The organism is Lysinibacillus sp. FJAT-14745 (assembly GCF_001275675.1).
Classification (GTDB): domain Bacteria; phylum Bacillota; class Bacilli; order Bacillales_A; family Planococcaceae; genus Lysinibacillus.
Map to the genome: position 1 here is coordinate 49,897 of NZ_LITM01000014.1, position 22,278 is coordinate 72,174.

Below are 22,278 nucleotides of genomic sequence, written 5' to 3' on the forward strand. Positions count from 1 at the left end.
CTTAGTATGTATCTTCTAACATGACACTAATTTATAATGATAAAACAAAACTTCAGCAACAATGTTTTATCTGTGCGAAAGCGGAACGTCAGCAACAAGATTTTATTGTGTGAAAGCGAAGCAGTATCAATAAAGTAAGCTAAGGAAGCGGCTCTACACTCGCCACAGAATAGTTAGTAGCATGGGATCACTCTTATTTATAGCGGCACTATAATCCCCTTAACCGTTTGTTTTTCACCACTAATGAAAAAAAGAGCCTATAATTGGCTCTTCCGTTACTAATTATTCAATTCATAATGTTTACCTTTGACTAAGTAAAATAAGTGTTCGGCAATATTTGTTGCGTGGTCAGCTGAGCGTTCTAAATATCGGCAAACAAATGTTAAGTGTGTAATTTGAGAAATATGTGCTGGATTTTCAGCTCCTGCACGCAGCAATAGCGTTATTGTCGCTCCATATAAATCATCCACGTAATCATCTAGTTCAGCAATTTCCTTGGCATGAACAGTATCTTCCTCTGTAAAAGCTTTGATAATACTCTCTAGCATTTCTACAGTCTTGTTACACATCGTTTGTAAATTTGTTGTAGGAAAGACAAGTGGCTCTTTTCCAATACGAATCGTCTCTTTTGCAATATTTACTGCATAGTCCCCTACTCTTTCCATATCAGATGCCGCTTTGACAAGCACCATGAGACGACGTAAATCAGTAGCAACAGGCTGCTGCTTAGCAATCATTAAAATAACATGATCATTGATTTCTTCTTCAAGACGATTGATGATTAAATCGTCCTCAAGAATCTTTAAGGATGTCTCTAAATCCTGATTTAATAACGCTTCAAATGCTATTTTGAGAGCGTTGATACTACTATTAGCAATCTCGATAAATTGTTCTTGTACTTCTTTTAATTCCTGCTCAAAACGTTCACGTACTACCATCTAATGCTCCCCCTTAACCGAAACGACCTGAAATATAATCTTCAGTACGTTGATCTGCTGGTGTTTGGAAGATAACGTCTGTTTTATCGTACTCAACGACCTCTCCACTTAGGAAAAATGCTGTACGATCAGAAATTCGCGCCGCTTGTTGCATATTATGTGTCACAATAATAATTGAATAATCTTTTTTCAGCTCTTGCACAAGTTCTTCTACTTTTAATGTAGAAATCGGATCAAGTGCAGATGTTGGTTCATCCATTAAAATAACATCTGGTTCAATCGCTAAACAGCGAGCAATACAGATTCGTTGTTGCTGACCACCTGATAAACCATATGCGTTTTGATTTAAGCGATCCTTTACTTCATCCCAAATAGCCGCACCGCGTAAAGACTTTTCAACAATCTCATCAAGAATCTTCTTATTTTTTATGCCATGGATACGTGGACCATATGCAATATTATCGTAAATAGATTTCGGGAATGGGTTTGGCTTCTGGAACACCATACCTACACGAGTGCGTAATTCCTCAACAGTATAGCTTTTATCTAAAATATTGCGCTCACGATATACTATTTCACCTGATGTTCGAACACTCGGTACAAGCTCTACCATTCTATTTAGAGTTTTTAAATAAGTAGATTTCCCACAACCTGAAGGGCCAATTATAGCTGTTACTTCATTTTCGTAGATGCTTAAATTGATGTCTTTTAAACCATGATGATCACCGTACCATAAATTTAAATTACGTGTATCATATACTACTTTTTTGGCAACATCAGCAGATGGCTTTGTAGCCGAATGATTCGGTTTGACAATAGATTTTTCCTCTTTTATACCCAGTACCATAAGGTCACCTCATTAATAACGTTTTTGGAATTTATTTCGAATAAAGATGGCAATAGAGTTCATCAGTAAAAGCACTGTCATAAGAACTAAAATACCGGCTGCCGCTACATATTGAAATGCCTCCTGCGGACGTTTTGCCCAATCGTAAATTTGCATAGGCAAAGCTGTGAATTGGCTTAACAAACTATTAGGTAAAAACTGTAAAATAACAGGGATTCCAATAACAACAAGTGGTGCTGTTTCACCAATTGCACGAGACATCGCTAATATACTTCCTGTTAATATCCCAGGAATGGCTGCTGGTAACACAACATGCAAAATCGTTTGCCATTTTGTTGCACCCATACCGTAAGAAGCTTCGCGTTGTTCATTCGGTACTGCACGAATAGCCTCCTGCGCCGCAACAATGATCACTGGTAAAATTAATAAACTCATTGTTAAACCGGCTGCTAAAACACTTTTCCCTAGTCCCAACATTCGAACAAAAATTGTTAACCCAAGTAAACCAAATACAATGGAAGGTACTCCTGCTAAGTTCGAGATATTCATACGAATAAAGTCATTTAGTCTATTTTTCTTTGCATACTCCTCTAAATAGATCGCAGTCCCTACACCTATAATAATCGACACTGGAGCAACAACTGCCATCAGCCAAAGTGAACCTATTAAAGCTGCCTTAATGCCCGCTTTATCTGCAAAGCGTGAAGCGAAATTTGTTAAAAAATCGATTGTTAAATAGTCAGCACCTTGTGTTACTATACGGTAAAGCAAAATAACTAGTGTCACTAATGCAAAGGTTGTTGCTAAGAAGAATAATGACTTCCAAACTTTATTGAATGTAATACGCTTTGTCATTCGTTTCATGACGACAGTGTCATCCATATAGCGCATGCTAGTAAACCTCCCTGAAGCGTTTAGAAATATATTGAGCAAGTAAATTCATCACTAAAGTAAAGATAAATAATGTGAATCCTACTGAATAAATCGAATAATAAATTGTCGTACCATAACCAGCATCGCCTGTTGCAACTTGTACAATATAAGCAGTCATCGTTTGAATCGAGTCTGTCACATCTAAATCAAATTTAGGTGTAGATCCGCCTGCAAGTGATACGATCATCGTTTCACCTATTGCCCGGGAAATGGCGAGAACAACCGAAGAGATAATACCTGATAATGCAGCTGGTAATACTACTTTTATAGCTACCTCAAACTTTGTTGCTCCAAGAGCTAGAGCTCCTTCACGCATACTATTTGGGACAGATGACATCGCATCCTCAGAAAGTGATGTAATCATTGGTAGAATCATAATTCCTACAACAATACCCGGACTAAGTGCATTAAAAAGTTTCAGCCCTGGAATAATTTGTTGTAACATCGGCGTTACAAATGTTAATGCAAAGAAACCATACACGATTGTCGGTACACCTGCTAACACCTCTAAAATAGGCTTAACCGTACGTCTTATTTTTTCACTTGCATATTCACTTAAATAGATTGCAGAAGCAATACCAAATGGTACAGCTACGACAACTGCAATAAGTGTGACTTTCAATGTTCCAGCGATTAAAGGTAAAATCCCAAATAATGGTTCCTTTCCTGAAAACGGTAGCCACTGTGTACCAAATAGGAAATCCGTAATCGAAACACGTTTGAAAAATTCAAACGTTTCAAAAATAAGAGTGAAAACAATGCCAAATGTCGTCAATATAGAAATAAGTGCCGCAGAAAATAATAGAGTTGGCATTGCTTTTTCCACTATTTTCTTTGTTTTATGATTGCGCGAATTTGCAATTAATTGCTGCACAGATGATGTCTTGTTTTCTTTTTGAGAAACCATTGGGTGCTCCTTTCAAATAAGAGAGGGAAAGAGCATACATCTCTTTCCCTCTATGCATGTCTACTTATTTTAAGCCTTCTAAAGTCTTTAATGCTTCACTATATTTATCTTTAGGTAGACTGACATAACCAACAGTATCTGCCATGTCTCCCCCGTGTTCAAGTGTATATTTGATGAAATCATATGCCGCTTCATTATCTTTCATAGCACTATTTTTCACGTATACAAATAGTGGTCTTGAAAGCGGTGCGTATTCACCAGATTCAATTGTTTTATTTGTTGGCTCAATGCCGTTAACTTTCACAATACTTAATTTATCTTTATTTTCTAAGTAGTAAGCGTAGCCAAAGAAGCCGATTGCGTTTTTGTCACCCGCTACACCTTGAACTAGCATGTTATCATCCTCTGATAATGTTGCTGATTTTGCTAGATCAGCACCGTTTAAAATCGTTTCATCAAAGTAATCGTACGTTCCTGAGTCAGTACCTGGTGAGTAATACACGATCTTTTCATCTGGCCAAGATGGATCTATATCAGACCATTTTTTAGGTTTACCATCTTCAACCCAGATTTTCTTTAATTGCTCAACAGTTAAATCCTTCGCCCAAGTGTTTTCAGGATTCACAACAACTGATATGCCATCATATGCTAAAGGAAGCTCTGTAAAAGCAATTCCTGCTTTCTCTAGTTTTGCTTTCTCCTCATCTTTTATATGACGAGATGCATTAGAAAAGTCTGTCTCACCTGCGATGAATTTTTCAAAACCACCACCAGTACCAGAAACACCTACCGATACTTTGACATTTGGTTGAGTCCCTGCATACTCTTCAACAACTGCTTCAATAATTGGTGCGACTGTTGATGAACCATCACCTGCTACAGCGCCTTGCAGTTTTTTGTCAGCAGTGTCTTGTCCTGAGCTCGCTGGTGCGCTAGTTTCTGCATTGTTACCTTTTTGAGCAGAGTCGCTACCACATGCGCCAAGCATTAATGCTGAACCCATTACCGCTGTCATCGTTAAGTACTTCCACTTTTTCATCTCATTTGCCTCCGTCACTAACATTTTTATAGTTGTTTGCCTTACATTCTTTACTATAATGACTAAATGTTGAAGTCGTATAAACAGTTCGTAAAAGAGATGTAAAGGAATGTAATGCTTTGTAAACGATTGTAAAGATGAATTTACAATTGCAATTAATTTCGCCTTGGCGTAATTGTTCCTGTCGCTTTTGTAAATTGTCATAGGACGTGGCTTTCTTAGACTGAGTTCCTCTATTTCAGTAGGTGTATGGATACCCACTGAAAAGGGCCACATCCGCATTCATCTCACCACCTTCAGAGGCGGGAGTCTTCTTCTGAATGAAGATAAACTTGCTTCCTATTGGAAAGATGCTATAATAATCAATTGTGTCAGGAAATAATCTAAGAGGAGTTTGACTTTGTGGTTAAGCATGCAAAAGTACCAAATGCCGATTACTTTAAAACATATTTAACACTTGTTATGGAACATCGGAAATTTACTCTACAGGAAGCCGTTGATTTTATGGTAGAGTCTTATTTCTGTAATAATATAGAGCTTTATGGAATAAAACCGAAACAACAATTTGAAATAGCTATTCAACAATTATCTGTATAGTAAGTCTTGTATATAAAAATAAATAAAACACGGTATGAAAATTATGATCTTTCATACCGTGTTTTTTTTGCAGGTATTCTATAATACTCTGAAACTGTAAAAAAACCGCTAGGCCATTGAATGCACTAGCGGTTTCTCTTATTTTTGCTCGTCTTCACCAATTTTGTCTTTTGAAATAGCTGGTAAAATTGGTTGTTTTACTTTACTATCTGTCACTTTTTCAGTGTTATATTTTGCTTTTAACTCAAAATATTTATCGACAGCTTCTCGAGCAATGACATTATTATTTGATAAATGCACATTTGTATTAGTCGTTGCCCATGGAATAACAACCGCGTAGGCGATTTCAGGATTATCATACGGTGCAAAGCCAACATGAGTTAAGTTAATCGTATTTGTACCATAATATTGTTTTAACGGCCCATAGTAAACTACTTCAGCTGTACCTGTTTTCCCTGCCGCTGTATACGGTGCATTTCCAAATTGTCTTTTTGCTGTACCTTTTGCGCCCGTATAAACACGACGTAATCCTTTTTTTACATAATTAATTTCATCTGAAGAATTATCAATATGATTTAAAATTGTTGGTCCTACTTCTGTTACTAATTGGCCTAGCGATTGCCCATCCTTTGTTGGCTCACGTACCTCTTTCACAACATGTGGCTGAATGCGATAACCGCCATTTGCGATTGTCGAGATATATTGTGCCAATTGTAACGGTGTATACGTATCATACTGCCCAATCGCTAAGTCAAGTGCTTTACCCCCGTAGGCTGGACCAGTTGGACCTTGTACTCCACTAAATTCATTTGGTAAATCAATCCCTGTATTTACACCTAACCCGAATTGTGCATAAGAATTACGCATTTTTGGGAATGTATCGTCATTTAAACGAAGTGGCATCCCACGGCTATATGGTGTTCCATTAATAAGTAAAGCTGTTTTAAACATATAAACGTTAGAAGATTGCTCCAAGGCATTTAAACCATCCATTGAAATATAGCCACCATGGTTAAAAATGGATTTTTTTGCATCAGTACCCTTTAACCAGATTGGTTCATCTCCTAATACAGTTGTTGGAGTAATGGCTCCTAATTTATACCCAGTTAGTAATGTCGCTGCCTTAACTGCAGAGCCAGACTCATAAGCCGTTGTAAAGGTTCCATACGAATAATCGACGACCTCATTTTTCCCTGTTTCAGGATTTTTCTCAATCTTCTTACCAACCATTGATAAAATATCGCCTGTCTTTGGGTCCATCATTACTAAAAAGGCACGATCAAGTAAACGCGAACCTCCCTGTGATTTTAATTTTAGCAACTCGTCCTCAACAATTTTTTCAGTTGCAGCTGTTAACTCGCTATCTAGTGTTAATACTAAATCTTTACCTGGCTCACCTTCATAGGTCGTAACGGTATCAACTACTTGCCCTTTTTTATTCGTAATATTTTTAACAACTGATTTTTGACCTTGCAGTAAATCTTCATATTGCGCTTCAATATAACTTTCACCAACACGGTCATTCCGTGAATAATCACGAGCTAAATAATAATTCAGCTTTTCTTTTGGAATCCCTTTTGCTGGTACTGTTGTGCGTCCTAAAATAGCGAGTGATGATAATTTCAGACGCTTCCAGTCAGTTGTTGTGTTAACGCCTGGTAGTTGAGTTAAACGCTCAGAGACACGTGCAAATTCATCGGCAGATACATTTTCACTCTTAATAATTTGCGGTGATAAATTGTATCCTGATACCATCTCTCGATAGATTGCTAATACTTCCATGTCCTTATCTGTCAATTGTAGTATTTCTTCGTTTGTAATTCGTTCACGTACAAGTTTATCAATCTGTGCATTGATTTGACTTTCCGATACATTTTCTTGGGCTTTAATTTTCTTTTGTTCTTTCTTTGTTACCTTTGCATAGGCAGCGTCATGATTTTTTATAATCCAAAAATCTTGTTTGTCCCGTAATGTGACACGGTTTGTTGGCTGCTCAATCAATTGTGCTAGCTTTTCGGCTATGCCTAGCATTTCCTTTGTTGTAGTCGTCGACATTTTTGTATACGTAATCGCATTTTCTGGTTGGTTATCCACTAAAATACGCCCGTATCGATCATACATACGTCCCCTTGGCACACTTGTATTGACAGCTACCTCCTCTTTACGCTCTAACTCGCGTACATAATCTTCCCCTTTTACGATTTGCATATAGCCAAGTCTAAAAATTAGCAATGAAAATACGAGAAATATAGCAAAGAAAAGGACATTCATACGAAATGTTAAATTAGAATGATGTTTTGCTTTAACACTCGTCGCGCGATTTTTTCCCGGTGCTTTGCGCATATGTATTCCCCTCCTCATCTAATTACAATTTAAATACACACGATATTTAGTATACCATTCGAAGGTACGACAGGAAAGCATGCACTTGCGAATTTATGATTGAATACATCATTTATTTGACGGCATTTTAAGTTGAAAAGTTTCTGGTTTTTATCGATTGCTAGAAAAATAGTTTTTTATTGAGGGGGTGAGGCACAATTCGAAGCACTCCAAACGTTCCGGCGCCCGCTACTTCCCTTTCAGCCCAATTGACTACCAATTTTTTACTGGCGTGTTGGTGCATTCACCTCCATCTTATATTTTATTGGATACCTCAAAGATTATAGAACCTAAAAAAGACAGCAAAAAAGGCTATGCCTCGGTGACTTATCACCATTGACATAGCCTTCAAATCAATTATGCCTCGGCATAATTGCATCCGGAATCGGAAAGAAGTTAAACAATAATTATTATTTTGCAGCTTGGAATTTAGCTTCTACTACATCCCAGTTTACTACGTTCCAGAATGCACCGATGTAATCTGGACGACGGTTTTGGTAGTTTAAGTAGTAAGCATGCTCCCAAACGTCTAAACCTAGAACTGGAGTTTTACCTTCCATAACTGGAGAGTCTTGGTTTGGAGTAGATGTAACAGCAACTGAGTCACCATCAACGATTAACCAAGCCCAACCTGAACCGAAGCGAGTTGTAGCAGCTTTTGCGAATTCTTCTTTGAATGCATCGAAAGAACCGAATTTAGCATCGATTGCTTTTGCAACTTCGCCAACTGGAGTTTTTGAACCGCCTGGAGCGATTAATTCCCAGAATAATGTGTGGTTAGCATGTCCGCCACCGTTGTTACGTACAGCAGTTTGTTTGTCAGCTGGAAGAGCATCAATGTTTGCGATAAGATCGTTAATGTCTTTTTCAGCAAATTCAGTACCTTCTACTGCTGCGTTTAAATTTGTTACATAAGTATTGTGGTGTTTAGAATGGTGAATTTCCATTGTTTTTGCATCGATATGTGGTTCTAATGCGTCATAAGCGTAAGTTAATTGTGGTAATTCGTAAGCCATTGTTAAGTTCCTCCCTAAAGTAAAGAAATAATTAGTACACTCTTAGATTATCAAAATTGGTCAAACCATTCAACGAAAAATACTTTTAAATGAAGATTTCAGCCTTTTGACCGAAAAATCAATACGATTACTATCCTACCCTCTTTTTTACATCACTAAACTTTCATGGGAAGAAAATCAAATCGCTATAAAGAACACAACGATCATGACGATTTGAATGACAGCCTTCGCTATTGTTGATGTTAAAAAACCAACTAGAGAACCAACACCACTTTTCACAGCCTCTTTTAATGTACGGCGCTCTACGATTAACTCTGCAATCACCGCTCCTAAAAATGGTCCAAATAAAATCCCTGCAACTGGAATGACAAATGGGCCAATTAATAATCCAATGGTACTACCCCACATACCAGCATTTGAGCCACCAAATTTTTTAATACCAAAGGCATTTGCCACAGTATCAGCACCAAATAACAACACAACAAATAAAATTTCAATCGCCCAGAACCACCAGCTTAACTCTGTAAATGAAAAAAATAACCCATATACTATAAACCCACCGAGTAAAAAAATCACACCTGGAATTATCGGGTATATTAATCCAACAAATGAAACGATAAAGCAGGCAATCACTAAAATCCAGCCAACAACTTCCATAAAAATTCTCTCCTTTTGTCGTGCATTGCCTTTCATACGGATTTACAAAGCTGCAGGTTTCATTTTCCTAATGTCTAATTCCTAAAATAGAGTCAGCTATATTTACAGCATGATCTCCTATACGTTCTAAATTGCTAACGATATCCGTATAGACGATTCCCGCCGCTCCATTACATTCATTTGTATTTAAGCGCGCAATATGCTTTTGTCTTAGCTTATCTTCCATATCATCTATCAAGCTTTCGAGCTCAGTTACTTCCTGTGCCAAGCTCAAACTAGCTGTATCTAGAGCTGCTATACTCTTTCGTACAGCTTCAATCGCTAAGCTAAACATGCCTATTAAATCTTGTCGTGCTGACTTACTTAAACTTACCTCGTGATGCTCTTTATATTGTAAAAGCTCTAAAATATTTTCAAAATGATCGCCAATACGTTCAATGTCTCGTACATTTGTTAGAAGTGTATGGTGTCTTACTGAGTCTGCACGAGAAAGCGGCTGCTTAGACACCATCACTAAATAATTCGTGATTTCCTTGTCTAAATGATTGAGCGCTACTTCTAATTGTAAAACTGTGGGAATATGAGAAGCTTCACCTGTTTTCATATATAAAAATGTTTCTTCTAAACCATGAAGGGCATGCTCCCCCATACGTAACACTTCCTCTTTCGCTTGTCCAAGTGCAATCGCTGGAGAAGAATCAATGAATGCTGGATCTAAATGCTTTGTTGTTACATCAATATTTCCGTCATGCCCAGGAACTAGCTTCGTGACAAGTACAGCCAATCCTCCGATAAATGGCAGCTGAATCATCATATTAATAATGTTAAATGAGCCATGCGCTATCGCTATTTGCATTTTCGATTCTAAATGGAATAGCCCGCTAACCCACTGAACGTAATGCATAAATGGTGTAAAGAACACCATGAAAATGATCGTACCTATAATATTAAATAGCACATGTGCCGCTGCTGCACGTTTAGCATATATAGAAGCACCAAGTGAAGCTAATACTGCTGTAATGGTCGTGCCTATATTTTCACCAAATAAAATAGGTAAAGCACTATCTAAGCCAATTAAATGCTCAGCATATAAGCCCTGTAGCACACCAACAGTCGCTGTTGAGCTTTGAACAAGCAATGTAAAAACTGTCCCTAGAAAAATCCCTAAAATAGGCTCATTGCTTAGATGAAGCGTTAATGATTCAAAGTCCGCTAATTGATGAAGTGACTGCATGCTTGCACTCATTAACTCTAATCCTAAAAATAATCCCCCAAAGCCAAATAATATTTGTCCAATATACTGATATGTAGCTTTCTTAAAGAAAAATAACAGCCCTGCACCAATCGCCAATAACGGATAAAAATAAATGCCGATATTAATTCCAATAATAAATGCGGTTATTGTCGTTCCAATATTGGCCCCCATGATGACACCGATTGCTTGACGCAATGTTAAAAACCCTGCACTTACTAGCCCAACCGCAATCACCGTCGTTGCAGAGCTCGACTGGATACAAATCGTCACAATTATGCCTACTAACACTCCCATTAAAGGGTTTGTTGTAAAACGATTCAACCATTCACGCAGTCGATCATCTGCCGATTTTTGGAGCCCATCCCCCATGAATTTAATGGAAAATAAAAAGACTCCTAAACCGCCTAAAAATTGAAACAGTATGCTTTGCCAATCTATTGTCAATTGTATTCGCTCCAATTCCTACATCTCTACTACTCTATTCCTAATCTTTAAATGATAGTATAGAAAAAGTAAAGAAAACCTTTAACTTCTTTACACAATATTAACATTTCATTATCGTATTCTCAGTATTTCATATCTTGTCAAAGTTGAACATGGTAAAATAGCGATTGGAGGAGATATGTTTATGAAACACTCACAACTATTTATCGATAGCTTAATTCATCCAAAAAAACTTGCTGCCTATCGTTTATTACCTATAGGAAAAGTCATTCAATATACCTTTCTTCTAATTACTGTTGTTACAGTTTTCTCATTTGGTCGTTTTACGGCTGGTATGTCTGTTGATACATTTGATATGAATAGTTTAAATGGTATAACTGAATACATAGAAGGCGTTAAATGGGTATTGTATCCCGTGACATTCATCATGCTTTTTGTTTTTACAACGATGCTTATTTTTGTACAAATTGCTCTCTATGCCTTGGCAGGTCTACTGATCTTAAAAGTCATGAAGCGTCGCGGAGAATACCGTCACATTTGGCGTACTACAACATTTGCTATGACTTGGGCAATTCTAATAAGTATGCTATCAGATTATCTACCGATAAACAGCACAATTATCTCTGTTTTTTCTTTATTTTTAACAGTGACTCTACTAATTGTAGCCATGACAAAGTATCCAAAACAACCAATCTCAAAATAATGTGCATGATTCCCCTCTCTTCTAAATATAGTGTAGAAAAGGAGGGGGTTTTTTTGCGTGCTTTAGTGTTAACAGCTATCATCATTATTTTTGCTTTTGTCGCGAAAGTAGATTTAACAGAAGGTTCATTACACCTTGCTGCCATTTCTCCGAAAAATACAGAAAACGCCCTTTGTGAAAAGCAACGGGAGCCAGATTATATCACTGTACAGACTATTCAAGGCGATAGCATTCACAGTTTATTTGCACTTCATCCTGCCAAAGTACCCATGACCTTTCCTGAACGTTTACAACTATTTTATGAATTAAATCCGCACTTACAATTACAGGCTCTTGTTCCTGGTGAAAATATTAAGCTTCCACTGTCATTTGAATTTGAAAACAAATGCGGAAAATGAAAAGTTAGCGTTTCTTCCTTGTCCTTATTTTCTTACACTGCTAAAATAAATGTCAGTGACGGTCGAAAGTATGGCCCGAAAAGGAGAGAAAGTTAATGAGTGAAATTTGTCACCGTACGAATACACGTCCCGTGCGTGTCGGTAACTTAACAATTGGTGGTAGTAATGAATTATTCATTCAAAGCATGTGTACAACAAAAACACATGATGTCGAAGCAACAGTAGCAGAAATTCTTCGTCTAGAGGAAGCAGGCTGTCAAATTGTTCGCGTCGCAGTTCCAGATGAGCGTGCAGCTGATGCGATTGCTGAAATTAAAAAACGTATCCATATTCCATTAGTAGCTGATATTCACTTTGATTATAAATTAGCATTAAAAGCAATTGAAAATGGTATCGATAAAGTTCGCATTAACCCAGGTAATATTGGGCGTAAAGAGAAAGTAGAGGCTGTTGTTAACGCAGCTAAGGCTAAAGGTATTCCAATCCGTATCGGGGTAAACGCTGGTTCATTAGAACGTCATATTTTAGAAAAATATGGTTACCCTACTGCAGACGGTATGGTAGAATCTGCCCTTCACCATATTAAAATTTTGGAAGACTTGGACTTCCACGATATTATCGTTTCCATGAAGGCATCAGACGTAAATCTAGCGATTGAAGCTTATGAAAAAGCGTCTAAAGCCTTTGATTACCCTCTACATTTAGGAATTACTGAATCAGGTACATTATTTGCTGGTACAGTAAAATCAGCGGCTGGCCTTGGCGCAATCCTGTCAAAAGGTATTGGTAATACGTTGCGTATTTCACTATCTGCAGACCCTGTTGAAGAGGTAAAAGTAGCACGTGAGTTATTAAAATCATTCGGTCTTGCTTCAAATATGGCAACCCTTATTTCTTGCCCAACATGTGGTCGTATCGAGATTGATTTAATTTCAATTGCCAATGAAGTAGAAGAATATATTTCTAAACTTAATGTACCGTTAAAAGTAGCTGTTCTTGGTTGTGCGGTTAACGGTCCTGGTGAAGCACGCGAAGCCGACATCGGTATTGCTGGTGCTCGTGGTGAAGGTTTACTATTTATGAAGGGCAAAACAGTTCGTAAAGTGCCTGAAGAAACAATGGTAGAAGAGTTGAAAAAGGAAATCGATAAATTAGCAGCTGAAATGGCAGAAAAACGTGCGGCTGAAGAAGCAGAAAAAGCGAACGCCTAAGGAGGTGCTAGCATGAAAAAGCCCCGTTTCGGTATTGATATCGATGGAACAGTGACATGTCCTAGTACACTCATTCCACATATCAATAAACAATACAATATAAATATTACGCTTGACGATGTGTGCGAATATGATTTTTTATCAGCATTTCCCCACCCCGTTGACCCTATAGCATTTAATGCATGGTTTAAAGAAAATGAGCCGTTTATGTACGAAGTATCTGAAGTGGCGAAAGATGCGAAAGATATTTTAAATACGTGGAAAGAAAACTACGAACTTTATTACATCTCTGCTCGTGGTGAGAATGTATCAGACGTTACCGTAAACTGGTTTAAATCACAATCTATTCCTTACGATCATATTGAGCTCATCGGTAGTCACGATAAGATTTCCGTAGCAAAAAAGTACGATGTTGAGGCATTTTTTGAGGATAAGCATGATAATGCGGTGATGCTTGCGGAGGAATTAAAAATACCGGTTGTATTATTTGACACTCCGTATAACCGTCTTGCTGTTCCGGATAATGTCGTACGCGTTTATAACTGGCAAGAGGCAAACCAATTTATCACTAACTATTTTAAATAAACAATTGAAGTCGTGTTCATGTATTGAACACGACTCTTCTTTTATACATCAAGTATCCCTCGTAACCAACGCTCCACGAAATTCTCAAAAGTAATACCATATTTTTCATAAACAGCATGGTATACGAAATAAGTTCCTAATCGCTCAAGTAATTCATCATTAATCTTCATCACAAACCGCTCCCTTTCTTTTATCAATTTCGCCTTGGCGTAATTGCGTCCGGATTTTGAATTGTGCTCGCACAATTCATTCCTTTGAAAATCCGTGACATCCGCCGGAGGCTTTATCTTCATTCAGCTGGTGCTTGGACATTCAAGGAAAAGAACCCACACCATCATTCATCTAACCACCCTCTGAGGTGAGAGTTTTTTGTACCTGACGCTTCGCTTTCGCTACAAAAACATTTGCTGAATGAAGATAAATTTACTAAATTTTCAGATACTTAAACTTGCAACTTCTCGAACATTCTAGTGGAGGTCGCATCGTTGCAAAACCGTCACAATCTGCCGCCTTCATGCCCTTTCTTCATAGTTTTCTTTTCGATAATATAGTAGTAACAACTTACAATACTGGAGGGACTACTTGTGAGATGGATGACAAAGGTAGCTTGTATAACATGTCTTTGCGCGCTGCTAGCTGGCTGCGGTGACCGATTATCTGACATAAAAGACGCGGTTTCAGGCATAAATTCAGCAGCAGAAACTGCAGCCAGTGCAGTTGATCGTGATGTACATGCTATACGAGCAATTGCCATTAACTATAAAGATACATCTTTTACGGTTAATGACCTGTTTAAAACTATTTTACGTGACGTACGCTGGGATTATGACGCTGAAAAAAGAGAGCTTCATGTGAGAGGCACATGGCAAGCACCACTATTTTCTGAGCAGCCATGGGATGATACAATGAAAAAACAACTAGCAGAAACAGGTGTAGTAAAGGTTACGTGCACTTTTGACAACAATAAGATTGATAGCGCTCTTACAAATGTAACACTTATTTTTAATGATGAAACGATTCTAGAAATGACTGGCGAAGATGCACTTCATCACCTATATGATACATATTTACAAAAAGAAACTTTGTAGCTTTTAAGAAATAATTTTGTCTCTTCTACAAAACGAGGGATTGATTTCCGTTCCAGGCTAGAGTACGAGCGCCGAGCCCCTTCGTTAGTACTAAGGAGACTGGGCGACATAATAAAGTAAAAGGGTTCGCACACAGTTTTGTGTATGAATCCTTTTTTTGCTCTTTGGCAGGTGGATGTCGATAAAATTCAGAAGTTGGTTGATAAAATATGAAAGTTAGTCGATAAAATTCAAAAGTTGGTTGATAAAATGTGAAAGTTGGTTGATAAAACTCAAAAGTTGGTTGACATTTTGTTAAAACGTTTGTCATGTGAATCAGTTGATTGGTGTGGAGACTGGGCTACTCCTTGGGGATCAGCAATAGAGGAACGAAGGCTAAAAGCATCACGTCCTGTGATAACGCCTTCGTGACCAACATCGTGTTGTTGCCGCTGTCGCTTCGCTTTCACGCAGAAAACATTTGCCGCTGCCGTCGCTTCGCTTTCGCGCAAAAAAATATCTGTTAGTCCAACGGCTCATCGGACGCCCCCAGGAAAGCGCACAGTCGGAACGGAAATCAACCCTCCCCTCTTTTTGCCGAAAAGTAGTATGTTGTTTAACATGACAATTTCACTGACTTATTAGTTTTTCAAGACATATAGCTTTTCTAACATTTTGATTGTTAGGAAAGCTATTTTATGTTCATTCAACAAATAAGCCCCTCCCTCAAAAAATCTTACAATTTCGAAATATTGAGCCCTCTTATTTGAAACCGACAAAACCAGCAAGTTATAATCAAAGTATCACGTGATGGTTTGGAGGTGTTTGCATTGGGACAGAGAGATTAAAAATTGGCGAGCTTGCAGAAAAAACAGGCATTACCAAAAGAACAATCGATTATTATACAAACATTGGCTTATTAGAAGCCGAACGTTCTGCATCCAATTATCGCTACTATGCTCCTGCAATGATTGAACGACTTCATATTATTGAGCAACGCAAACAGCAAGGTCTTTCACTCATAGATATACAACATGAACTAAACATCACTCCTCATGAAGAAATCGATGTACAGATGCTTCGTGTAAAAATGCAAAACTTAGAGCAGGATGTAACTTTTCTACTTGAACAAATAAACAAGCAAGACAATAAAGATATTGAAAAGATTAAAAAAAATGTTTCTACCGAAAGTATTGCACTCATGCAATCTTTACTTTTACTTATTCATAATTAGGAGGTGACGTTCTGTTCATACAGAACGACTATTTGGAGACCATACTCAACTTATCGATTTTTACCATTTTATTAGCTTTAACTGGCTTTTTCGTGGCAACGGAATTTGCTATTGTAAAAGTACGTTCCTCAAGGCTTGACCAATTAATTGCGGAGGGTAATAGGAGAGCCATTTCTGCAAAGTATGTTGTCAATCATTTAGACGAGTACTTATCTGCCTGTCAGCTTGGTATTACTGTAACAGCGCTTGGTATCGGGATGGTTGGTGAAAAAACCTTTGAATTTATGCTACACCCTCTTTTTAACTTGATTGGCATTTCAGATCAATATATGACGATCTTTACGATTGGTAGTGCTTTTGCCATTGCAACATTTTTACATGTTGTTGTCGGGGAATTGGCACCAAAAACTGCTGCGATTCAAAAGGCTGAAACGATTACACTCCATTTTGCCAAGCCTATTATGTTGTTCTATAAAGTGATGTATCCATTTATCTGGTTCTTGAACGGCTCAGCTAGAGTATTAATTGGCCTATTTGGTATGAAGCCGGCTTCAGAGCATGAGTTATCACATACTGAGGAAGAATTACGATTACTGCTATCTGAAAGCTTTGAAAGTGGTGAAATCAATAAAACGGAGCTAAAGTTTGTAAATAATGTCTTTGAATTTGATGAACGTATTGCTCGTGAAATTATGGTCCCTCGAACAGAGATTATTGGAATTGAAAAAAATGAATCTTTTACAAATATGATTCATTTTATCGCCGCAGAAAAATATACTCGTTATCCTGTTTATGATGGTGATCGTGATAATATTTTAGGCTTTATCAACGTTAAGGAATTGTTTACACACGGTTTGCTTGAGCAACTTACAGACGATTCATTAATCCTTGAAGATTTCATTAATCCTGTTATACGAGTCATTGAAACGATTCCTATTCAAGAATTACTTGTGCGTATGCAAAAAGAGCGAATTCATATGGCCATTTTAATGGATGAATACGGCGGGACATCTGGGCTTGTTACAGTCGAGGATATTTTAGAAGAAATTGTTGGTGAGATTCGCGATGAGTTCGATGATGATGAAATTGCAGAAATCCGTAAAGTAAGTGACAATCACTATATTTTAAATGCAAAAATGCTCATTGAAGATGTTGAAAAACTATTAAATGTAACACTTGAAGCAGAAGAAGTTGAAACATTAGGCGGTTGGTTTTTAACAGTCAATAATGGCATTAAAGCAACTAAAAATATTGAGTTGGCCCCATATATATTTAGTATTTATGAGCAGCAAGGCCATCGGATTCATTACATCGAGGTTCGTCCCCTCAATATTTTACCTACTGTATTAGAAGCATAATCTGCCAGATACAGTTTTCTTAATAGTTTATAACAATTTTAGCTTCACTAGTATCATTCAAATAGGACTATGCTAGTTTTTCCAAATACTTTTGTCTTATTCCATTATTAGGCATATCCATATATAATACATATATGGATATGATTCTATTTTCAGGGGGCATTACATATGAAATTGTTTAAACTATATCATTCGGACGGTATTCATATCATTACCGACGTCAAAAAACACAAAACTAACATTGAATTAAAAACAATTACAGGTGAAGTATTATATATTATCGTCGTAACAGATGAAAATTACACGGTGTACGATGATCGCTTCGCTGGTGCTTCAAAGCAATTAAATTCTGTGGAGGCATTTGATATTGACGGAAACTTCCGTAGCCTAGATTTTGATAATATTCGTTCCCTCTTCAAAGAGGCATTTACGAAGCTATTACAAGAGATTGCAGAATGTGTCAATGAAAATGATGAGCTAGTAGATATTGATACACTACGTCATAAAGTAAGCGCTCAAATTAAAGGTATCCATTTCCGTGTTATTTCTGACACGAAAAAATACGAGGTTTAAATATCTAACAGGCTGTCCAAGAGTAGATTGCGGGACAGTCTGTTTTTTTACGTTTCGATTATTATTACTTTACTCGTAATTTAACCACAGTTACCCGCAAAACAGAAAACATCTCTTACACTTTCATGTATAATGGTATTTAACTATCTGAAAGAAAGGGTGTTTTGGATGAATCGTGAACAATTAATCACACTCATTTCTGAAAAACTGAAATTAATCCGTACCGAAAAAGATTTAACACAGGATCAGATGAGTGATTTACTCGGACTCTCTAAAAAAACACTTGTTCAAATTGAAAAAGGCCGTATTTATACTGGCTGGACTACAACGGTTGCGGTTTGTGCATTATGCCGAGAAAGCTCAATTTTACAGCATGAGCTTGGCGGGGATCCACTTGAGGTTGTCGACTTAATCGCAAATAACGGAACATTACTACCAAAGGAAAAAACGATGGGTGGATACATATGGTGGAAAAATCTTAGTGAGTATAATGGTTATCGCCTACAACAAAATGTCATTAGTCAGCATTTTCGAATTTTAGATACAGAAAACTATCGACTACTATCAACATTCGACGAGCCAATAGCACAACAAGCATGGGAAAAGCTTCAAGAATAATCACATACTATACTCGCGCATAACGTAGAAGCATTACATCCATACACTTCTAATGCGCGAGTAGTACTAGAATTGCAAAAACCTTAATTGCTGCACTTGGCATACTTTCCCTATTCTCACTTTATTGCTTACTCTCACATCTCCTAGCTCTTTTTACAATGCCTTCATCTCGTGCCTTAAATCACCTTCATCCCCCAGGTGAATCTTCTATATCATCGTTACTCTTTGCTACAAAAATATTGCTGAAAGAAGTTAATAATGCCATCACTATATTCTTCATACTCTTATTGAAATGGCTGTAGCTAATAATTCTCTCCTTTCGCTATTTCAACACTATAGACAAATGAATAAGGAAATGGAATCACTTCGTCATATGATAAAATGTAGCTAGAAACTGATAGAATGAAGTGATAACTTTTGATTAAAAGTTGCATTAGTCGAAATTTGTAAAACTATTCTCTATACTTAATTATAGCTTCTCTAATACTGGAAAGGATGCTCTTTTATGGATCGAATACTAGCAATTAGTGATATACATGGGGAATTAGAACTTTTTGAAGAATTATTATTAAAAGCTAATTATGATACTATGCAAGATCAACTATTTTTACTTGGCGATTATATTGATCGAGGACCTGCATCTTGCGGCGTTTTAAACTTAGTGGGAGAATTGCAAGCACATGGTGCACGTGTTCTACTAGGAAATCATGAAGCCATTATGCTAAAAGCATGTCGCTCTGGTCATCCTAAGCCATGGAATCATTGGGTGGGACTTTGCGGTGGTGATGCAACACTTGAAAGCTATGGGTATCAGTTAGACGATTTTAAAGAAGCCATTGAAAATGATACATTACCTAGCTTTATTCAGACCTTACCAAAGCTCGAAGAACATTTACAGCTTATCGAAACCTTTGATACTTACATCGAATTAGATGATGCCATTTTTGTACATGGTGGTGTTGTTCCTGGAGTAGCGTTGGCAGAGACAGATCCCATACAATTTTTGTGGATTCGTGAAGAATTTCATGTAGGTTATCAAGACGAGAAAACCGTAATCTTTGGTCATACACCTACCTACAGACTTCACCAAAGTCCAACAGATTACAGTGTCTATTTTGGTGAAAATAATATTATTGGGATTGATGGTGGAGCTGTTTTTGGAGGTCAGTTACACGCATTAGAATGGCCAAGTCGTCAAATAATCTCGGTGGAAAAGGAAAAGCCAACAAGTGTAGAATAACCTGTTGGCTTTTCGTGCTGATGAAGATAAACTTTAATACAATTTAAAAATAACACCTACTAAAGAGTACACAATAACCGTTGTAAATAAAATTGTCATATGGATAAGTGAGAAAACAAACATTTTTGTTGCCCACTTTATTTGATCTTTATTACTGTGATAACCGTAAATACTCATTACAAGCCATGCAATGCTTAACAATAGAGCAACAAGCATAATGCCAACACTTAAAGTGCCAAATAAAAAACTTGATAATATTAATAAGATTAAATAAAAGTTCGTTTGATAATAAGTACGACGCATCCCTTTTACAACTGGAAGCATCGGAACGCTGGCCGCTTCGTAATCAGCATGCTTACGAATGGCTATGGCATAGAAATGAGGCATCTGCCAAATAACCATAACTAAAAATAGGCCAAGTATTGCAGGATGTGTAATATCAGTAGAAACTGCAGCCCAACCAATTAAAGCTGGAATCGCCCCACCTATACTCCCTATTTCCGTATTATAAATCGTGCGACGTTTTGTCCACATTGTATAAGGCACTACATATAAAAATACCCCTAAGAGACCAAATCCTGCAGCTAATGGAGAAGCAAGTGCCAACACAGCTGCCCCGAGAATAAGCATGGCAAAAGCTAAAGCTAACGCCGATTTAGCTGACATTTCACCTGTTACAGTTGGTCGACTTTTCGTACGAGGCATTATAGCGTCAATGTCGCGGTCATACACATTATTAAATGCTCCAGCAGCACCAATAACAAGTGCTGAGCCAATCGTTGCGAAAATAATTTCAGGTATATTCTCTACAAAAGTCATTTTATTTTTGTACATACCTAGCGTTAAACCAGCCCACATAGGAATTAAATTAGATTTAATGATTCCTGTTTTTACTGTCTGCGCTAAAATAGAAGAGCGTGAGGACTTTTCCAAGGACTTCTCGGAAGATTGTAGTTTATGCTCCGTTTTTAGATTTTGTTCCATTCATCTTAATTCCTTTTCTCTCTTAATTTCTACACGCTTTACCATTAGAAAGCGACAAATTTTGCATTAGACATATCAAATTATTATTCTACCTCTTTTAGATAGGTCTGTCTCAATGTTCACATAAAGTACATGATTTTCTTTATGTTCTACCTAAAGAAAATAGAGTTACACGTTCATTTACAACATCTTCTATGATACCACCGACTGACGTGAATTTGAACCTAATTGGCTTGATTCTTTGCATATTACTATTCAAGTAAAACAATCTACTCTATACTAAGGTGTATGTTTTAACTATATGAAGGAGTGTCAACCACGTGAAATACGGATTTATCGGCCTTGGGAATATGACTACAGCCATTATTAAAGGAATGTGTAAAAGCGGAGATTTTGATCCTACTTTTATTTATGGCTATAATCGTACCAAAGCAAAAACAACAAAATTAGCAACCTCTTACGGTATTCAAGCCGTAAACTCTATTGAAGATATTATGGCAAATTGTGACGTCATTATCCTCGGTGTCAAACCCCAAATGTTACCAGATGTTTTACCTGAGGTGAAAAAGCATTTACAAGACAACCATGTCATTGTTTCCATTGCTGCAGGTAAAAATATTTCATATTTTCAAGGTTACCTATCTGAAGTTACCCCTATTATTCGTGTAATGCCAAATATTAACGCGCTTATTGGTGCCTCTACAAGCTGCTATACAGCGAGTGAGCAAGTATCAGATGTGCAGCTTCAGTATGTCATTTCACTGTTTGAAACAGTTGGCACAATAATCGAGGTGCCTGAAAACTTATTTTCCATATTTACAACGATTGGTGGTGCTTCACCAGCATTCACCTATATGTATATCGATGCTTTAGCACGTGCTGCTGTACGTGAAGGTATGCCAAAAAGCATGGCGCTTGATATTGCGGCAAATGCAGTACTCGGCAGTGCAAAAATGATTATACAATCACAGGAACACCCCTGGGCACTTGTAGATCAGGTATGCTCACCGGGAGGCACAACTATTCAAGGTGTATCCTCCTTACAAAGCAATCATTTTGAAACAACAATTCACGATGCAGTAGCTGCCGTGACTGACAAAGATCGAAGCTTATCAAAATAGCTCTTGAATGATCTAAAAAATAAAACGAAACCGAGACACACTACATGTCTCGGTTTTTTATGTTGTTGAAAACAAAATAGTCAAGGGAATTTTGGTAAGCCCGTAATCAAATAACGCATATAAACAACCTGGCACCTCCGGTACGATAGATGTATCTATCTAAGGAGGAGC

At 37.4% G+C, this 22,278-nt stretch carries 23 protein-coding genes; 12 read left to right on the forward strand and 11 right to left on the reverse strand.

Translation table 11 applies throughout. From position 1 onward, the window contains the following. Nucleotides 1-278 precede the first annotated feature (278 nt). From phoU to AMS59_RS19930, 5 genes are all read right to left on the reverse strand, one after another. A complete protein-coding gene (gene phoU / locus AMS59_RS19910) occupies nucleotides 279-938 on the reverse strand; it encodes a phosphate signaling complex protein PhoU (RefSeq protein WP_053485460.1) in 660 nt (219 codons plus the stop codon). 13 nt (nucleotides 939-951) lie between these two features. Next, nucleotides 952-1,755 carry a phosphate ABC transporter ATP-binding protein PstB gene (gene pstB, locus AMS59_RS19915; protein ID WP_199777802.1) on the reverse strand — a complete coding sequence of 268 codons (804 nt, stop codon included), beginning with the start codon at nucleotides 1,753-1,755 and terminating at the stop codon, nucleotides 952-954. Between the two features lie 42 nt (nucleotides 1,756-1,797). Continuing rightward, entirely contained in the window at nucleotides 1,798-2,676 is an 879-nt protein-coding gene (gene pstA, locus AMS59_RS19920) for a phosphate ABC transporter permease PstA (RefSeq protein WP_053485462.1), read from the reverse strand. 1 nt (nucleotide 2,677) lies between these two features. After that, complete coding sequence (gene pstC / locus AMS59_RS19925) at nucleotides 2,678-3,625, reverse strand: phosphate ABC transporter permease subunit PstC (RefSeq protein WP_053485463.1); 948 nt, start codon at nucleotides 3,623-3,625, stop codon at nucleotides 2,678-2,680. 64 nt (nucleotides 3,626-3,689) lie between these two features. After that, entirely contained in the window at nucleotides 3,690-4,664 is a 975-nt protein-coding gene (locus tag AMS59_RS19930; protein WP_053485484.1) for a PstS family phosphate ABC transporter substrate-binding protein, read from the reverse strand. Nucleotides 4,665-5,066: 402 nt separating this feature from the next. Between AMS59_RS19930 and AMS59_RS19935 the strand changes: the two genes are divergently transcribed. Beyond that, on the forward strand, nucleotides 5,067-5,261 hold the full coding sequence (locus AMS59_RS19935; RefSeq protein WP_053485464.1) for a hypothetical protein: 195 nt from the start codon (nucleotides 5,067-5,069) through the stop codon (nucleotides 5,259-5,261). Nucleotides 5,262-5,399: 138 nt separating this feature from the next. On the opposite strand, the gene AMS59_RS19940 is transcribed toward AMS59_RS19935, so the two are convergent. From AMS59_RS19940 to AMS59_RS19955, 4 genes are all read right to left on the reverse strand, one after another. Further along, nucleotides 5,400-7,604 (reverse strand): penicillin-binding protein 2, encoded by a 2,205-nt coding sequence (locus AMS59_RS19940; protein WP_053485465.1) that lies wholly within the window; start codon nucleotides 7,602-7,604, stop codon nucleotides 5,400-5,402. Nucleotides 7,605-8,053: 449 nt separating this feature from the next. Next, nucleotides 8,054-8,659 (reverse strand): superoxide dismutase, encoded by a 606-nt coding sequence (locus AMS59_RS19945; RefSeq protein ID WP_053485466.1) that lies wholly within the window; start codon nucleotides 8,657-8,659, stop codon nucleotides 8,054-8,056. Between the two features lie 177 nt (nucleotides 8,660-8,836). Next, nucleotides 8,837-9,316 carry a DUF456 domain-containing protein gene (locus AMS59_RS19950; protein WP_053485467.1) on the reverse strand — a complete coding sequence of 160 codons (480 nt, stop codon included), beginning with the start codon at nucleotides 9,314-9,316 and terminating at the stop codon, nucleotides 8,837-8,839. A gap of 67 nt (nucleotides 9,317-9,383) precedes the next feature. Further along, the gene (locus AMS59_RS19955) at nucleotides 9,384-11,015 is read right to left on the reverse strand and encodes a Na/Pi cotransporter family protein (RefSeq protein WP_053485468.1); all 1,632 of its coding nucleotides are present in this window, start codon (nucleotides 11,013-11,015) and stop codon (nucleotides 9,384-9,386) included. A 184-nt stretch (nucleotides 11,016-11,199) separates the two neighbouring features. Here AMS59_RS19955 and AMS59_RS19960 point away from each other — a divergent pair, with 184 nt between their 5' ends. The 4 genes from AMS59_RS19960 to AMS59_RS19975 all read left to right on the forward strand — a co-directional run bounded on the left by AMS59_RS19960 (nucleotide 11,200) and on the right by AMS59_RS19975 (nucleotide 13,912). Beyond that, the gene (locus AMS59_RS19960) at nucleotides 11,200-11,718 is read left to right on the forward strand and encodes a DUF1189 family protein (protein WP_053485469.1); all 519 of its coding nucleotides are present in this window, start codon (nucleotides 11,200-11,202) and stop codon (nucleotides 11,716-11,718) included. 53 nt (nucleotides 11,719-11,771) lie between these two features. Continuing rightward, complete coding sequence (locus AMS59_RS19965) at nucleotides 11,772-12,116, forward strand: hypothetical protein (RefSeq protein WP_053485470.1); 345 nt, start codon at nucleotides 11,772-11,774, stop codon at nucleotides 12,114-12,116. A gap of 95 nt (nucleotides 12,117-12,211) precedes the next feature. Further along, entirely contained in the window at nucleotides 12,212-13,327 is a 1,116-nt protein-coding gene (gene ispG, locus AMS59_RS19970) for a flavodoxin-dependent (E)-4-hydroxy-3-methylbut-2-enyl-diphosphate synthase (protein WP_053485471.1), read from the forward strand. A 12-nt stretch (nucleotides 13,328-13,339) separates the two neighbouring features. After that, a complete protein-coding gene (locus tag AMS59_RS19975) occupies nucleotides 13,340-13,912 on the forward strand; it encodes a nucleotidase (protein WP_053485472.1) in 573 nt (190 codons plus the stop codon). Nucleotides 13,913-13,953: 41 nt separating this feature from the next. Here the strand turns inward: AMS59_RS19975 and AMS59_RS26735 are convergent, their stop codons facing one another. Further along, nucleotides 13,954-14,082, reverse strand: coding sequence for a hypothetical protein (locus tag AMS59_RS26735; RefSeq protein WP_255350022.1), 129 nt, complete (start codon nucleotides 14,080-14,082; stop codon nucleotides 13,954-13,956). A gap of 423 nt (nucleotides 14,083-14,505) precedes the next feature. Between AMS59_RS26735 and AMS59_RS19980 the strand changes: the two genes are divergently transcribed. The 6 genes from AMS59_RS19980 to AMS59_RS20010 all read left to right on the forward strand — a co-directional run bounded on the left by AMS59_RS19980 (nucleotide 14,506) and on the right by AMS59_RS20010 (nucleotide 20,002). After that, nucleotides 14,506-15,000, forward strand: a complete 495-nt coding sequence (locus tag AMS59_RS19980; protein ID WP_234007862.1) for a hypothetical protein — start codon at nucleotides 14,506-14,508, stop codon at nucleotides 14,998-15,000. Nucleotides 15,001-15,871: 871 nt separating this feature from the next. Continuing rightward, nucleotides 15,872-16,213, forward strand: coding sequence for a MerR family transcriptional regulator (locus tag AMS59_RS19990; protein WP_234007863.1), 342 nt, complete (start codon nucleotides 15,872-15,874; stop codon nucleotides 16,211-16,213). A gap of 32 nt (nucleotides 16,214-16,245) precedes the next feature. Then, nucleotides 16,246-17,571 carry a hemolysin family protein gene (locus tag AMS59_RS19995; RefSeq protein WP_053485476.1) on the forward strand — a complete coding sequence of 442 codons (1,326 nt, stop codon included), beginning with the start codon at nucleotides 16,246-16,248 and terminating at the stop codon, nucleotides 17,569-17,571. 168 nt (nucleotides 17,572-17,739) lie between these two features. Then, complete coding sequence (locus AMS59_RS20000; protein WP_053485477.1) at nucleotides 17,740-18,144, forward strand: hypothetical protein; 405 nt, start codon at nucleotides 17,740-17,742, stop codon at nucleotides 18,142-18,144. A 168-nt stretch (nucleotides 18,145-18,312) separates the two neighbouring features. Next, nucleotides 18,313-18,762 (forward strand): helix-turn-helix transcriptional regulator, encoded by a 450-nt coding sequence (locus tag AMS59_RS20005; protein WP_053485478.1) that lies wholly within the window; start codon nucleotides 18,313-18,315, stop codon nucleotides 18,760-18,762. 505 nt (nucleotides 18,763-19,267) lie between these two features. Further along, complete coding sequence (locus AMS59_RS20010; protein ID WP_053485479.1) at nucleotides 19,268-20,002, forward strand: metallophosphoesterase; 735 nt, start codon at nucleotides 19,268-19,270, stop codon at nucleotides 20,000-20,002. Nucleotides 20,003-20,035: 33 nt separating this feature from the next. Here AMS59_RS20010 and cyoE read toward each other — a convergent pair whose 3' ends face one another. After that, entirely contained in the window at nucleotides 20,036-20,986 is a 951-nt protein-coding gene (cyoE, locus tag AMS59_RS20015) for a heme o synthase (RefSeq protein WP_053485480.1), read from the reverse strand. A 320-nt stretch (nucleotides 20,987-21,306) separates the two neighbouring features. Between cyoE and proC the strand changes: the two genes are divergently transcribed. Further along, nucleotides 21,307-22,107, forward strand: a complete 801-nt coding sequence (gene proC / locus AMS59_RS20020; protein ID WP_053485481.1) for a pyrroline-5-carboxylate reductase — start codon at nucleotides 21,307-21,309, stop codon at nucleotides 22,105-22,107. Nucleotides 22,108-22,278: the final 171 nt, after the last annotated feature.